At 59.8% G+C, this 14,283-nt stretch carries 10 protein-coding genes and 2 pseudogenes; 2 read left to right on the top strand and 10 right to left on the bottom strand.

Features of this window, described 5'->3' with window-relative positions:
* The 7 genes from gcvH to arcD (NL116_RS23815) all read right to left on the bottom strand — a co-directional run bounded on the left by gcvH (position 1) and on the right by arcD (NL116_RS23815) (position 7,667).
* Complete coding sequence (gcvH, locus tag NL116_RS23845) at positions 1 to 384, bottom strand: glycine cleavage system protein GcvH (RefSeq protein ID WP_494374299.1); 384 nt, start codon at positions 382 to 384, stop codon at positions 1 to 3.
* 347 nt (positions 385 to 731) lie between these two features.
* Entirely contained in the window at positions 732 to 2,240 is a 1,509-nt protein-coding gene (gene gcsR / locus NL116_RS23840; protein ID WP_494374298.1) for a transcriptional regulator GcsR, read from the bottom strand.
* Between the two features lie 214 nt (positions 2,241 to 2,454).
* On the bottom strand, positions 2,455 to 2,817 hold the full coding sequence (locus NL116_RS23835; protein WP_494374297.1) for a DUF5064 family protein: 363 nt from the start codon (positions 2,815 to 2,817) through the stop codon (positions 2,455 to 2,457).
* 12 nt (positions 2,818 to 2,829) lie between these two features.
* Positions 2,830 to 3,759 carry a carbamate kinase gene (arcC, locus tag NL116_RS23830; protein WP_494374296.1) on the bottom strand — a complete coding sequence of 310 codons (930 nt, stop codon included), beginning with the start codon at positions 3,757 to 3,759 and terminating at the stop codon, positions 2,830 to 2,832.
* A 108-nt stretch (positions 3,760 to 3,867) separates the two neighbouring features.
* The gene (locus tag NL116_RS23825; RefSeq protein ID WP_494374295.1) at positions 3,868 to 4,878 is read right to left on the bottom strand and encodes an ornithine carbamoyltransferase; all 1,011 of its coding nucleotides are present in this window, start codon (positions 4,876 to 4,878) and stop codon (positions 3,868 to 3,870) included.
* Positions 4,879 to 4,947: 69 nt separating this feature from the next.
* Positions 4,948 to 6,204 carry an arginine deiminase gene (gene arcA / locus NL116_RS23820; RefSeq protein WP_494374294.1) on the bottom strand — a complete coding sequence of 419 codons (1,257 nt, stop codon included), beginning with the start codon at positions 6,202 to 6,204 and terminating at the stop codon, positions 4,948 to 4,950.
* Positions 6,205 to 6,239: 35 nt separating this feature from the next.
* Positions 6,240 to 7,667: an arginine-ornithine antiporter gene (arcD, locus tag NL116_RS23815; protein ID WP_494374293.1), complete on the bottom strand. Its 1,428-nt coding sequence runs from the start codon at positions 7,665 to 7,667 to the stop codon at positions 6,240 to 6,242.
* Positions 7,668 to 8,127: 460 nt separating this feature from the next.
* On the opposite strand from arcD (NL116_RS23815), the gene arcD (NL116_RS23810) reads away from it, so the two are divergent.
* Positions 8,128 to 9,555: an arginine-ornithine antiporter gene (gene arcD / locus NL116_RS23810; RefSeq protein WP_494374292.1), complete on the top strand. Its 1,428-nt coding sequence runs from the start codon at positions 8,128 to 8,130 to the stop codon at positions 9,553 to 9,555.
* On the top strand, positions 9,552 to 10,415 hold the full coding sequence (locus tag NL116_RS23805) for a DNA-3-methyladenine glycosylase family protein (protein WP_494374291.1): 864 nt from the start codon (positions 9,552 to 9,554) through the stop codon (positions 10,413 to 10,415). Before arcD (NL116_RS23810) ends, NL116_RS23805 begins: the two co-directional genes overlap by 4 nt.
* Before the next feature lie 131 nt (positions 10,416 to 10,546).
* Here NL116_RS23805 and NL116_RS23800 read toward each other — a convergent pair whose 3' ends face one another.
* The 3 genes and pseudogenes from NL116_RS23800 to NL116_RS23790 all read right to left on the bottom strand — a co-directional run.
* On the bottom strand, positions 10,547 to 11,878 hold the full coding sequence (locus tag NL116_RS23800) for a CoA transferase (RefSeq protein WP_494374290.1): 1,332 nt from the start codon (positions 11,876 to 11,878) through the stop codon (positions 10,547 to 10,549).
* 91 nt (positions 11,879 to 11,969) lie between these two features.
* Positions 11,970 to 12,497, bottom strand: a pseudogene (locus tag NL116_RS23795) (methyl-accepting chemotaxis protein); the annotation flags it as partial.
* A 378-nt stretch (positions 12,498 to 12,875) separates the two neighbouring features.
* Positions 12,876 to 13,841: pseudogene (locus NL116_RS23790) on the bottom strand (methyl-accepting chemotaxis protein); the annotation flags it as partial.
* Positions 13,842 to 14,283 lie beyond the last annotated feature (442 nt).

Genomic DNA, 14,283 nt, shown 5'->3' with positions numbered 1-14,283 from the left:
TCAGGCGTCGGCTTGGGCTTTGATCAGACGGTCGTAGGCGTCCTGATCCAGCAGTTGGGCGACGGCAGAGGCGTCGCTTGGCTGGAAGCGGAAGAACCAGCCTTCGCCCAGCGGATCTTCGTTGACCAGTTCAGGGCTGTTGTCGAGTGCCGGGTTGACTTCCAGCACCTCACCGTCGAGCGGCATGTAGACACCGCTGGCGGCTTTTACCGATTCCACGGTGGCGGCTTCAGCGCCTTTGTCGTAGGACTGCAGCTCAGGCAGTTGTACGAAAACCACGTCGCCCAAAGCGTTCTGTGCGAAAGCGGTGATGCCGACAGTAACAGTGCCGTCAGCTTCGGTGCGCAGCCATTCGTGATCTTCAGTAAAACGCAAATCGCTCATGAGAACTCCTGGGGGGCCAGACTCGTCTGGTGGACGCTATTGAATGCTTGGGCAAAAGCCCTGTTATGACGGACTACATAGCAAGAACACGGCCAATGTTGGTTTTATCTCTATTAATCAGTGGTTTGGGGTGTTTTACAGGGCTGGCAAATTCGCTCGCTGTAGCGAAATCGATACGGACAAAGTCAGGGAAGAAAGCTGAGGTGGATCAAAGCCTTGCACAGCCGTCATCGGGGAGGGGTGTAGCGATATCGTTCCGCTGTAGCGCTTTCAGTACAGGTGGAGGTCGTTTTTGAGCAGGAGTTTCAGATAACACACAAAACCTGTGGGGGGGGTCAACCTCAACCTCAGGGCTTGTTGGGTATGCCGTACTTGCGCAACCGATGGGCAATCGCCGTGTGTGAAGTTTGCAGGCGGCTGGCCAGTTGGCGGGTCGAGGGGTAGCTGACGTAGAGTTTTTCCAGCAGGGTTTTCTCGAACGCTTCCATCGCCTGCTCCAGGCTGTCGACGTCGCTGTCGCTTTGGCGCGCCACCGAGGTGCCGGCGATGTCGAGGTCGCCGATGTCGACCAGGGTGCTTTCGCAAATCGCCGCGGCGCGGAAAATCACGTTCTGCAATTGCCGCACGTTGCCCGGCCAGCGATTGCCCAGCAGTGCCGGGTAGGTGCCTGGTGCCAGGCGACAGACCGGACGCTGGATTTGCGCGCAGGCCTGCTGCATGAAGTAGCGGGCGAGCAACAGAATGTCCTGGCCACGTTCGCGCAGGGGCGGGACTTCAACGTTCAACACGTTAAGGCGATAAAACAGGTCTTCGCGGAAGCTGCCTTCGCTGACCATTTTTTCCAGATCGCGGTGGGTGGCGCTGAGAATTCGCACATTGACCTTGACCTCACGATCACCGCCGACCCGGCGAAAGCTGCCGTCATTGAGAAAACGCAGGAGTTTCGCTTGCAAATACGGCGACATCTCACCGATTTCATCGAGAAACACCGTGCCCTGGTTGGCCAGTTCCATCAGCCCCGGTTTGCCGCCTCGTTGCGCGCCGGTAAAGGCGCCGGGGGCGTAGCCAAACAATTCACTTTCGGCGAGGTTCTCCGGCAATGCCGCGCAGTTCAACGCGAGAAATGGCGAACTGTGCCGAGCGCTGATGGCATGGCAGGCGCGGGCAACCAATTCCTTGCCGGTGCCGGTTTCGCCCTGAATCAATAACGGCGCATCGAGTGCGGCCACCCGTTGCGCGCGTGCCTTGAGGGTACGGATCACCGGCGATTCGCCGAGCAAAGCGTCGAATCCTTCGGCGTGATCATGGTGCAGCGCCGAGAGGCGTTCGCCGATGCGGTTGGGTTGATACAGGGTCAGCAGGGCGCCCGCGTCGGTGATCGGCGTGGCGTCCAGCAGCAAGGTCTGACCGTTGACCGTGATCTCCCGCAGCGGCAGGCGAAAGCCCTGTTCCAGCAAGGTGTCGAGCAGCGCCGGGTCGGCAAACAGATCGGCGATGCTTTCACCGGCCGGTTCGCGCCCGTACAGCGCGATCAATGCCGGGTTGGCCAGCAACACTTTGCCGGCACTGTCCAGGGCCAGTACCGGGTCGGTCATGGCCGCGAGCAATGCGTCGAGTTGCAGGTGTCGGCGCTGGCCGGGAAGGATGTCGACCACCGTCACCGCTTGCACGCCACGCACGCTGAACAGCGCATCGCGCAGCTCTTCGAGAACTTCCGGGCTCAGGGTCGGGGCATCGATGTAAACGTTGGGCGGGACCATTTCCACCGCGTCCAGATTGAGATTACGCCCACCGAGCAGGGCCAGGACTTCCTGGGTGATACCGACGCGGTCGATGAAACTGACGTGGATACGCATGGGGCGGTTTTTGGTTCTGGAGTGCGGAGGGGCGCAAGTATGCCTTGGCGGACGGGGAAGGTGAAATCCGGCTCAGGATTTCAGGGCCTACACCGATCCCTTGCAGGAGTGAGACCGGCAAGCCGGCGATAGCGGTGCATCAGTCGACATCCATGGCGAATATCAGTCCGCTATCGCCGGCAAGCCGGTCTCACTCCTACAGGGGGAGTGTGGGTTACTCGAATTTCTCGAGGTCTACCGGGTCGCCGGATTTCATGTCGAGCTGCACGCGAATGTCTTCAAACATCAAATCGTAATGCTTGTGAACCGAGCCGATCTGGCTGTGTGTCTTTGGAATGCCGTACTGCTCGGCGATTTTCGTCACGTTGCTGGCGAAGTTGTAGGCCTCGACCTTGGGCAGAAAAAAGGACTCTTTCATGTCCTTGTCCTGAATGCTGCCTTCCATCCTGAACTGCATCCCTTTTTCCCCTTTGGGACCCTTGCTCACCTCATAGTAGAGGTGAATGTTGTAACTGACATCATCCGGGGTCAGCGCGTGACGCTCGATGTGTAAGTGACCCGGTTCAAACTGTGCCATGGACGTCTCTCCCTACAAGTAAGTAATGCCAGGTTTCGCCGTGCTGATGCGCGTACCTGCCTTGCCCTGGACGATCGCTTCAATGTCCGAGAGTGAACCGATTACCGCAGTTTTTCCAGTGTGGCGGGCGAACTCGCAAGCGGCTTGAACCTTGGGTCCCATGGAGCCTGCGGCGAAGCCGAGTTTTTCCATTTCATCCGGGTGAGCCTGGCCGATGGCTTTCTGGGTCGGCTTGCCGTAGTCGATGAAGGCGGCGCTGACGTCGGTGGCGATCACCAGAATATCGGCTTCAAGTTGTTCGGCCAGCAGCGCCGAACACAGGTCTTTATCGATCACCGCTTCCACGCCTTCCAGTTTGCCCGGCGCCGTGTACATGGTCGGGATGCCGCCACCACCGGCGCAGATCACGATGCTGCCTTTTTCCAGCAGCCATTTGATCGGGCGGATCTCGAAGATACGTTTTGGTTTCGGACTGGCCACCACACGACGGTATTTGTCGCCGTCCGGGGCAATCGCCCAGCCTTTCTCGGTGGCGAGTTTTTCCACTTCGGCCTTGGCATACACCGGGCCGATCGGTTTGGTGGGGTTCTGGAACGCCGGGTCGTTGGCGTCGACTTCGACCTGGGTGAGCAGGGTCGCGAAGGGCACTTCGAAGTCCAGCAGGTTGCCCAGTTCCTGTTCGATGATGTAGCCGATCATGCCTTCGGTTTCGGCACCGAGCACGTCCAGCGGGTAAGGGGACACCGAGGTGTAGGCCGCGGCTTGCAGCGACAACAGGCCGACCTGCGGGCCATTACCGTGGGCGATCACCAGTTGGTTGCCGGCATGGATCTTGGCGATTTGTTCGGTGGCGATCCGGATGTTGGCGCGCTGGTTGTCCGCGGTCATGGGTTCACCACGGCGGAGCAGGGCGTTACCGCCCAGAGCTACGACGATACGCATAATGCAGTCCTTCTACAGAGAGCTGGCAAGTGACTCGGTCCACTGTGGGCGCGAGCAAGCCCGCTCCCACATTGACCGTATTTTGTCAGTGGGAGCCGGGTGAGACTGTTAGATATCCGCCAACGCCGACACCAATATCGCCTTGATGGTGTGCATGCGGTTTTCCGCTTGCTCGAAGGCGATGTTAGCCGGCGATTCGAAGACTTCTTCAGTCACTTCAACGCCATTGGCCAGGTGCGGATAACGCGCGGCGATGTCCTTGCCGACCTTGGTTTCGCTGTTATGGAACGCCGGCAGGCAGTGCATGAACTTCACGCGCGGGTTGCCCGAGGCTTTCATCATTTTCGCGTTGACCTGGTACGGCAGCAGTTGCTCGATGCGCTCGTCCCACGCTTCCACCGGCTCACCCATCGACACCCAGATATCGGTGTGAATGAAATCCACGCCTTTGACCGCCTCTTGCGGGTCTTCGGTGATGGTGATGCGCGCGCCGCTTTCTTCGCCAAAGGCTTTGCACTGGGCGATAAAATCCGCGTGTGGCCAAAGTGCTTTCGGTGCGGCAATGCGCACGTCCATGCCCAGTTTGGCGCCGATCATCAGCAGCGAGTTGCCCATGTTGTAGCGCGCATCACCGAGGTAGGCGTAGCTGATTTCATGCATCGGCTTGTCGCTGTGCTCACGCATGGTCAGCACGTCGGCGATCATTTGCGTCGGATGGAATTCAGCGGTCAAACCATTGAACACCGGCACGCCGGCAAACTTGGCCAGCTCTTCGACGATTTCCTGTTCGAAGCCACGGTACTCGATGGCGTCGAACATCCGGCCCAGCACGCGGGCGGTGTCTTTCATGCTTTCTTTGTGGCCGATCTGCGACGACACCGGATCGATGTAAGTGACGTGGGCCCCTTGGTCATGGGCCGCGACTTCGAAGGCGCAACGGGTGCGGGTCGAGGTTTTTTCGAAGATCAGCGCGATGTTCTTGCCTTGCAGATGTGGACGCTCGGTGCCGGTGTACTTGGCGCGCTTGAGGTCCCGGGACAGGTCGATCAGGTAGTTGAGCTCGCGAGTGGTGTGGTGCATCAAGCTCAGCAAGCTGCGGTTGCGCATATTAAAAGCCATGGTGGATCTCCTTAGGTTTCGGTTATCCCCCGACCTCACACTTTATGAGGGTGAGGTCGGGCTCAAAGATTAATAGTCGATAGGGTCACGAATGATCGGGCAGGTCATGCAGTGGCCGCCCCCGCGTCCACGCCCGAGTTCGCCGGCGCTGATGGTGATGACCTCGATACCCGCCTTGCGCAGCAAGGTGTTGGTGTAGGTGTTGCGGTCATAACCGATAACCACGCCCGGCTCCACGGCCACCACGTTGTTACCGTCGTCCCACTGTTCGCGCTCGGCGGCAAAGCTGTTGCCGCCGGTTTCCACCACCCGCAATGCTTTCAGGTTGAGGGCCTTGGCCACGGTGTCGAGGAACGTACCGTCTTCGCGTCGGATGTCGATGCCGCCCGGTTTTTTCTCGTCGGGACGCAGGGTGAAGGCGACGATCTGGTTTACGACTTCGGGGAAAATGGTGACGAGGTCGCGGTCACAGAAGCTGAACACGGTGTCCAGGTGCATCGCTGCGCGGGATTTTGGCAGGCCGGCGACGATGACTTTTTCCACGGCGTTGTTCTTGAACAGGTTGAGCGCCAGTTGACCAATGGCCTGGCGGGACGAACGCTCGCCCATGCCGATCAGCACCACACCGTTGCCGATCGGCATCACGTCGCCGCCTTCAAGGGTGGAGCTGCCGTGATCCTGGTCCGGGTCGCCGTACCAGATCTCGAATTCGGCGTTGGTGAACTGCGGATGGAATTTATAGATGGCGGTGGCCAGCAGGGTTTCCTGACGGCGCGCTGGCCAGTACATCGGGTTCAGGGTCACGCCGCCGTAGATCCAGCAGGTGGTGTCGCGGGTGAACTGGGTGTTCGGCAGCGGCGGCAGAATGAAGCTGGAGTGGCCGAGGAAGTCGCGGAACATCTGGATGGTCTTGCCACCAAAGCTGTCCGGCAGGTCATCGGCGGAGACACCGCCAATCAGGAACTCGGCGATATGACGCGGCTCCAGGCTTTTCAGCCAGGACTTCACTTCGTTGATCAGGCCCAAACCCACCGAATCGGCGGTGACCTTGCGCTCCAGAATCCAGTCCAGCGCTTCGGGAATGGCGACGATGTCGGTCAACAGGTTGTGCATTTCCACAACGTCGATCCCGCGCTCGCGCATTTTGGTGACAAAGTCGAAGTGGTCACGCTTGGCTTGGGCGACCCACAGCACATCGTCAAACAGCAGTTCGTCACAGTTATTCGGGGTGAGCCGCTGGTGGGCCAGGCCGGGGGAGCAAACCATGACTTTGCGCAGTTTGCCGGCTTCGGAATGCACGCCGTACTTAACTTTTTCCGTGGTCATTACAGTGATCCTCCAGATGACAAATCATTCAGGTGTTACAGGGTCAGGAAGCCGGAATACAGGCCGTAGGCTGCCACTACGGCACCTATGATTACGGCTGCAAAAATCAGCTTCTCGACGTTGGTGAAAACAGGTTTGCCCAGTTCCCGCTTGGCCTTGGCGAACAGGATCACGCCGGGCGCATAGAGCAGGGCGGACAGCAGCAGGTATTTGGTGCCGCCGGCATAGACCAGCCAGACCGCGTAGACCACCGAAATGACACCGATCAACAGGTCTTTCGTGCGTTCGCCCGAGTCGTTCTCGTACGTCTCGCCGCGCACCGCCAGCAGTAGCGCATACGCCGCCGACCACAGGTAAGGCACCAGGATCATCGAGGTGGCGAGGTAGATCAGTGACAGGTAAGTGCTGGCCGAAAACAGGGTGATGATCAGGAACAGCTGGACCATCGCGTTGGTCAGCCACAGCGCGTTGACCGGCACGTGGTTGGCGTTTTCCTTGCGCAGGAACTCCGGCATGGTGTGGTCCTTGGCGGCGGCGAACATGATCTCCGCACACAGCAGCACCCACGACAACAAGGCCCCCAGCAGCGAGATGATCAGCCCGACGCTGATCAGCACCGCGCCCCAATCACCGACCACATGCTTGAGCACGGCCGCCATCGACGGGTTCTGCAGCTTGGCCAGTTCCGGTTGGGTCATGATCCCCAGGGACAGTACGTTCACCAGCACCAGGAACAGCAGCACAGTGATGAAGCCGATGACGGTGGCTTTACCCACGTCGCTGCGTTTTTCAGCGCGGGCCGAGAAAATACTTGCGCCCTCGATGCCGATGAACACCCACACGGTGACCAGCATCATTTTGCGCACCTGGTTCATCACACTGCCCAGGTCCGGGTTTTTCAGGCCCCAGATGTCGGCGGTGAAGATGTCCAGTTTGAAGGCGAAAATCGCGATCAAGACAAACAGCACCAGCGGCACGATCTTGGCGACCGTGGTCACCAGGTTGATGAACGCCGCTTCCTTGATCCCGCGCAACACGAGGAAATGCACACCCCAGAGCAGTACCGATGCACCGATGATGGCTGCCACCGTGTTGCCCTCACCGAAAATCGGGAAGAAATAGCCTAGGGTGCTGAAAAGCAGAACGAAGTAGCCGACGTTGCCCAGCCAGGCACTGATCCAGTACCCCCAGGCGGAAGAGAAACCCATGTAGTCGCCGAAACCGGCTTTGGCGTAGGCGTACACCCCGCCATCCAGATCAGGCTTGCGGTTGGCCAGGGTTTGAAAGACGAAGGCCAGCGTGAGCATGCCGACGGCGGTAATGGCCCAGCCAATCAGGACCGCACCAACGTCGGCACTGGCAGCCATGTTTTGTGGCAAAGAGAAAATCCCGCCACCAATCATTGAGCCGACTACCAGTGCAACCAATGCACCGAGTTTCAGTTTTCCGGGGGATTCAGACATCGCATGACTCCAGTGCAGGAGAAGAGAGACAACAGAGTAAATCTGTTAATTGTTCAACTATCTGACTTAGATCAGTGATTGGCGCATTCCATTGTTAATAAAAGACTTTTGGATGTTGCTGAGGCCACTGACGGATTGCCGAAGAAGGCTAATCCAGAGGGCTTGCTCAGCGCTATCCGAAATAAGAGAGTTTGGCTGGCGATCTTTAAATTAGTTTGTTTTGGCTTTTTCGCAACTATTTGGCGCCCCTTTCCAGTGCGAGATTGAATAATTAGGATTGACCCACGAAATCGCTCTTTTGAATGCCGTTCATAGCGTGATCGGTTATAAATAAAAGGGCCTGAAATGGCGTTATCTAATAAACGTTATTACGCTGTACCTATTTAGTTAACCCAACCCTATGACGGTTTCAAGAACATGACAGCCCTGGCCGACTGTGGAAAAAAATGGAGATGCAGGAATGTCACAACCGACGCAAAAGCTACGCTTGAGCGCACTGATCGCCCTGGTGGTGGGGTCGATGATTGGCGGCGGGATTTTCTCGTTGCCGCAGAACATGGCAGCGCGGGCCGATGCAGGGGCGGTGCTGATCGGATGGGCCATCACCGCTGTCGGCATGCTGACCCTGGCATTCGTGTTCCAGACCCTGGCCAACCGCAAACCCGAACTGGACTCCGGTGTCTATGCCTACGCCAAGGCCGGCTTCGGTGACTACATGGGGTTCTCGTCGGCCTGGGGGTACTGGATCAGTGCCTGGCTGGGCAACGTCGGTTATTTCGTGCTGCTGTTCAGCACCCTCGGTTATTTCTTCCCGGTGTTTGGCCAGGGCAACACGCCGATTGCCATCGGCTGCGCTTCGGTGCTGCTGTGGGCCGTGCATTTTCTGGTGATGCGCGGGATCAAGGAGGCGGCGTTCATCAATCAAGTGACCACCGTGGCCAAGATCGTGCCGCTGATCATGTTTATCGTCATTGCCGCTGTTGCGTTCGAGGCCGACGTCTTTACCCGGGACATCTGGGGTCGCAGCAACCCGAGTTTCGGCGGGGTGATGGACCAGGTGCGCAACATGATGCTGGTGACAGTGTTCGTGTTTATCGGCATTGAAGGCGCCAGTGTGTATTCGGCGCGCGCGGAGAAACGCTCGGACGTGGGCCGGGCGACGGTCATCGGCTTTCTCGGGGTGCTCGCGTTGCTGGTGCTGGTGAACGTTTTGTCGCTGGGCATCATGAGCCAGCCGCAATTGGCGAACTTGCAAAACCCGTCTCTGGCAGCGGTGCTGGAGCACATCGTCGGGCCCTGGGGCGCGCTGCTGATCAGTGTCGGCCTGGCGATTTCGCTGTTGGGCGCGTTGCTGTCCTGGGCGCTGCTGTGTGCCGAGATCCTGTTCGCCACGGCGAAGGACAAGACCATGCCGGCCTTCCTGAAAAAGGAAAATGCCAATCATGTGCCGGTGAACGCGCTGTGGCTGACCAATGTGATGATCCAGCTCTTCTTGCTGATTACCCTGTTTTCCGCCGGCACTTACACCAGCCTGATCTACCTCGCGTCGTCGATGATTCTGGTGCCGTACCTGTGGTCGGCGGCGTATGCGGTGTTGTTGAGCGGGCGCGGCGAAACCTACGAACACGCCAGCGCCGAGCGCACCAAAGACCTGATGATCGGCGGCATCGCGCTGGGGTATGCGGTGTGGTTGCTCTATGCCGGCGGGGTCAAATACCTGCTGCTGTCGGCGCTGCTGTATGCGCCGGGGGTGATTCTGTTTGCCAAGGCCAAGCATGAACAGGGCGAGCCGTTGTTCACTCACATCGAGAAGGGCATTTTTACCAGTGTCCTGATTGGCGCCGGGCTGGCCGCCTATGGGTTGTACAGCGGTGTGCTGTCGTTGTGAGGTTGTTGCTGGCGTATCAACCACCGTATGACGGGGCGGCGATGTTGCGGTTTTTGACGGCGCGGGCGGTGGCCGGCATGGAGGTCGTGACCGATGGAGTGTACTCGCGCAGCATCGGATTGAACGGCGTTCACGGTACGTTTTCGATCGGGCCGGCGGACGGTGATGCACTTGAACTGACGCTGGATTTTCCAGATGAGTCGGCGGTGCCCGAGATCGTCGGGCGAGTGCGGCGGATGTTTGATCTGGATGCGGATTTGCCGACGATTCACCGGCAGTTGCAGCAGGACCCGTTGATGGCGCGCTTGATTGCCGAGCGTCCGGGCTTGCGAGTGCCGGGGGCCTGGGATGGGTTGGAACTGGCGATTCGCGCCGTGCTGGGGCAGCAGATTACCGTGGGCGCGGCGATCCGGCTGGCGGGTAAATTGGTCGCGCAGTATGGCGTGCCGTTGCAGTCGCCATTGGCGGGATTGAGCCATGTGTTTCCTGAGCCGCAGGTGTTGGCTCAGGCGGATCTGGCGACGTTGGGCATGCCGAAAAGCCGCGGGCGGACCTTGTCTGGCGTGGCCCAGGCGCTGTTGGATGATCCGCTCTTGTTTGAGCCAGGGCGGGAGGGCGGTGTGGCGCGGTTGTTGGCGTTGCACGGGATTGGTGACTGGACGGCGCAGTACATTGCCTTGCGTCAATTGCGTGAGCCGGATGCGTTTCCGTCCGGGGATGTGGGGTTGATCAAGGCATTGGCGGCACTTGAAGGCGTGCCGGTGACGGCGCGGGAGTTGTTGCTGCGCGCCGAGGCGTGGCGACCTTGTCGAGGGTATGCGGCGCAGTTGCTTTGGACATCGCTGGGGCGGATGGACTGAGCTGATCCGGGAGGTGTGCTGAATATTTTGGCCCCTTCGCGGGCAAGCCCGCGCCCACAGTTGACCGAGTTCTTCCAGAAGGACTGAGATCGAATGTGGGCGCGGGCTTGCTCGCGAAGGCGATCTGGCAGTCACCACCACTGCGCGCGGTGGGAACCCAATTCAGTGGCCGGCAGTGCCCATTGCAACGGGGTACCGGTGATTTTCAACGGCACATGCAGCCGATGCGCCGTCCCCCAAGGTGTCTGCTCAAGCACCAGCCCTTGATCGTTGTCATCCTCCGCCCGCAACGCCTTCGCAGTTCCCGCGCCATGTTCAATCAACAATTTCGCCGTACGCGCCAACGAAAGCCGCGCCGAACCCCCGCGCCCCAACAACCTGATCGCCGCAGCTGCCATCAAATACCCGGTCGCGTGATCGAGTGCCTGCACCGGCAACGGCGTCGGTTTGTCTGCGCGCTTCCATCGCATCCCGGCCTCGGCAATCCCGCTGCTCATCTGCACCAGGCTGTCGAAACCACGGCGGTTCTGCCAGGGACCGCTCCAGCCGTAGGCGTTGAGGCTTACATCGATCAGTCCCGGCGCCAGTCGCCTGCGTTCGGTAGCGCCGTACCCCAAACGTTCCAGTGCATCGGCGCGGTAGCCGTGCAGGAGAATGTCGGCGTCCTTGAGCAGGGTGTCGAACACGGCGCGATCTTCGCTGTTGTGCAGATCCAGGCGTGCGCAGCGTTTACCCAGGGTGACTTCGGGCACCACGCCGGGTTCGTTCCAGGTCGGTGGGTCGATGCGCAATACATCCGCCCCGAGGCCGGCGAGAAAACGGCTGGCGACCGGACCGGCCAGTACGCGGGTCAAGTCCAGCACCCTGAGTCCGGCCAGCGGCTGAGCGACGGAGCCTTGCCACGGTTTCGCGGGTTGTGCCTGGTCGCGGCTGAATTGAATCAACGGCTCGTCATTCACGGCCAAACCTTGTGGGTGTTGCTGCCATTGCGCCCAGGTGCGCATCTCGGCGGCGCATCCCCCAGCGTCGACCACGGCCTGTTCCAGATCACTGTTGGCCCATTGCGCCACCTTGCTTGCCATCGCGGTGCGGTCGGCGCAGGTGCCAAGCACACTTTCAGCCGCGACTCGGTGATGGGGTGCGTTGGTGTGCAGGCGGATCCAGCCGTCCTTCGTCGCGTAGTCACCGGCAATCGGGTCCCACAACGGCGGAACGCTCCAGCCGACGGGGCGGATCGAGGTGGCGAACCAGAAAGAGGCGAGTCGGCGGTCGACTTCAACACCGGGCAAGCGGCCGGTGTGTTGCTGCAATAACTCGCTGACCGCCTGCCCGGCCACGGCGATGCTGGCGCAGGCGAGGTCGGTCACGGCAAACGCCGAGGGCAGGGCACCGCTCGACGTGAAGGGGATCGGGGTATGGGGCAAGCCGAGTGCGGCTTGAATGGACGTGATTAGATCAGTCATCGAAGGCCCTCCGGAACGAGAGCCCGATCATAGTTCAAAAATCCGGTCATTGATCGTTCCCACGCAGAGCGCGGGAACGATCCTGGTCCCATCAAACCCTGAACTGATCCATCAATTTCATCTGTTGCGTGGTCAGCGAGTTGAGCTGGCTGCTGATCTGCGCCGATTCGGTGGCCTGGCCGGTCAGGGTTTCAGTGACGGTGCGGATTGCCGAGACGTTGCGGTTGACCTCTTCGGCCACCGCGCTTTGCTGTTCGGCAGCGCTGGCGATTTGCAGGTTCATGTCGCTGATCACCGTCACCGCATCACTGATTTTGCCCAAGGCCTGGACCGCTTGCTGAATTTGTCCGGCGTTGTTGTGGGCCTGGGTCTGGCTCGAATGCATAGTGGCAACCACGCCGCGCGTGCCGCTCTGGATACGTTCGATCACCAGGCGAATTTCTTCCACCGAGTCCTGGGTGCGCTTGGCCAGGTTGCGCACTTCATCGGCCACCACCGCAAAGCCGCGACCGCTCTCGCCGGCACGGGCCGCTTCAATCGCGGCGTTAAGTGCCAGCAGGTTGGTCTGCTCGGCAATGCTGCGGATCACTTCCAGGACCGAACCGATCTGCTCGCTGTTCACCGCCAGCGCTTCGACTTCGGTCACGGCTTTGCTGACTTCGTCGGCCAGTTGATTGATGTCGCGGGTGCTGCGCTCGATGATTTGCATGCCGTCACGGGCCGACTGGTCGGCTCCTTTGGCGGCGTTGGCCGCGTTCGAAGCACTGTTGGCGACGTCGTGCGCGGTGGCGCTCATTTCGTTGGACGCGGTCGCGACCTGGTCGATTTCGCGGAACTGCACCTGCATGCCTTCGCTGGTCTGACGGGCTATTTCCGAAGACTGATCAGCAGTGCCGCGGGCGTCGGTGATGCTTTGCTTGATCTGTGCGATGGTCGGTTGCAGCTTGTCGAGGAAGCGGTTGAACCAGCTGACCAGCTCGCCCAATTCGTCTTTCTTGCGGTAGTGCAAACGCTGGGTCAGATCACCGTCGCCGCTGGCAATTGCCTTGAGCATCTCGGCCACGCTGTTGATCGGCCGGGTCACGCCCGAGGCGGTGAGCCAGGTCAGCAACAAACCGATCAGACCGGCCACGACAGCCACCAGCACCGCTTTGATCGTGCCGCTTTGTTGGGCGTCATCGAGGACTGCTTGCAGTTTCACCGAGTCGGCCAGCAACACCTGTTTAGGCAGGTCGACCACCACGGCCCAGGCCTTCGCGTCGGCAATCGGGCTGACCGGGTACACCGCGCGAATCAGTTCACCTTGCTGCAAAACCTTCGGCGCACCACCGCTGAGCAATTGCAGAATGTCCTTGCCGTCCGCGCCCAGAGTATCGCCGATAGACTTCCCGACTTTACCGGCGTCGACACTGTAGGCCGCCAGCACGCCGGTGCCGGAGACGATCAGCATGTGCCCTGCGCTGTTGAACAGTTCACGCTGGGAATCGACCGCCGCCGCTTGCAGCGCGTCGAGGGCAATGTCGACGCCGACCACGCCAATGGGCTTGCCATCCACCAGCAGCGGCACGGAAATGGTGGTCATCAACACTTCTTTTTTCTCAGTGCCGATGGTATCGGCATAGGGGTCAAGCAGGCAGGTACGCTTGCTGTCGCGCGGGCAGGTGTACCAGACGTTGTAGGGTGTACCGCTGAGGTTCAGGGTGGTTTTGGTCAGGTCCTCTTCGACCATGATCGTGTTAAGTACCTCGCCTCCGGCACGGCTCCAGTACGTGGCGAAACGCCCGGCTTCGTTGGACTGGCGGACCGCGTCATTGACGAACTCGCTGTCCTTGCCATCCAGGCCATTGGGTTCGAAGGCCAACCAGACACCTAATACCTTGCCGTTACGCTCGAACGCGGTCTTGATGCTTTGGTTCAACTCTTCACGCAGGGCTCCGGCCTCGATAGAACGCTTGGCGGCCATGTTGCGCATGTCCTTGATCTGGTCCGCCAGGGCGGTCACTACCGTCAGGGTCTCGCCGAAGGTCTTCTGCAGCCGCGCCGCTTGTTCGGCGGCCTTGGCTTGCAGCAGGTCTTGCACACTGTCGGTGAGCATCTTGCTGCTGGAGGCGTTGACCAGATCATCGTTCTGGTTGGTCTGGTAAATGTTCATGCCGACGATCAAGACGACCACGCCGAGCAAACACAGACCGGACAGCAAAACGATTTTCAGACGGATAGAGAGAGAGTCGAACATAGGGCGAGCTCACAAATGGATGAGGTGTTGGCAAGGAGTCGCTATCGACTCGGTACGCCAAATCCATTCAGCGCCATCCAATGCACATCGGCGCCATGTGACGGTTACATGAACCGATGCCGACGAACGGTATGAGGTGAACGTTTGCGCAGGTAAAAGCCCTGAAATG

This window comes from Pseudomonas sp. FBCC-B1667 (genome assembly GCF_059133255.1).
The sequence above is the reverse complement of the archived record's forward strand: the minus strand, read 5'-3'. Positions and strand labels throughout refer to the sequence as shown.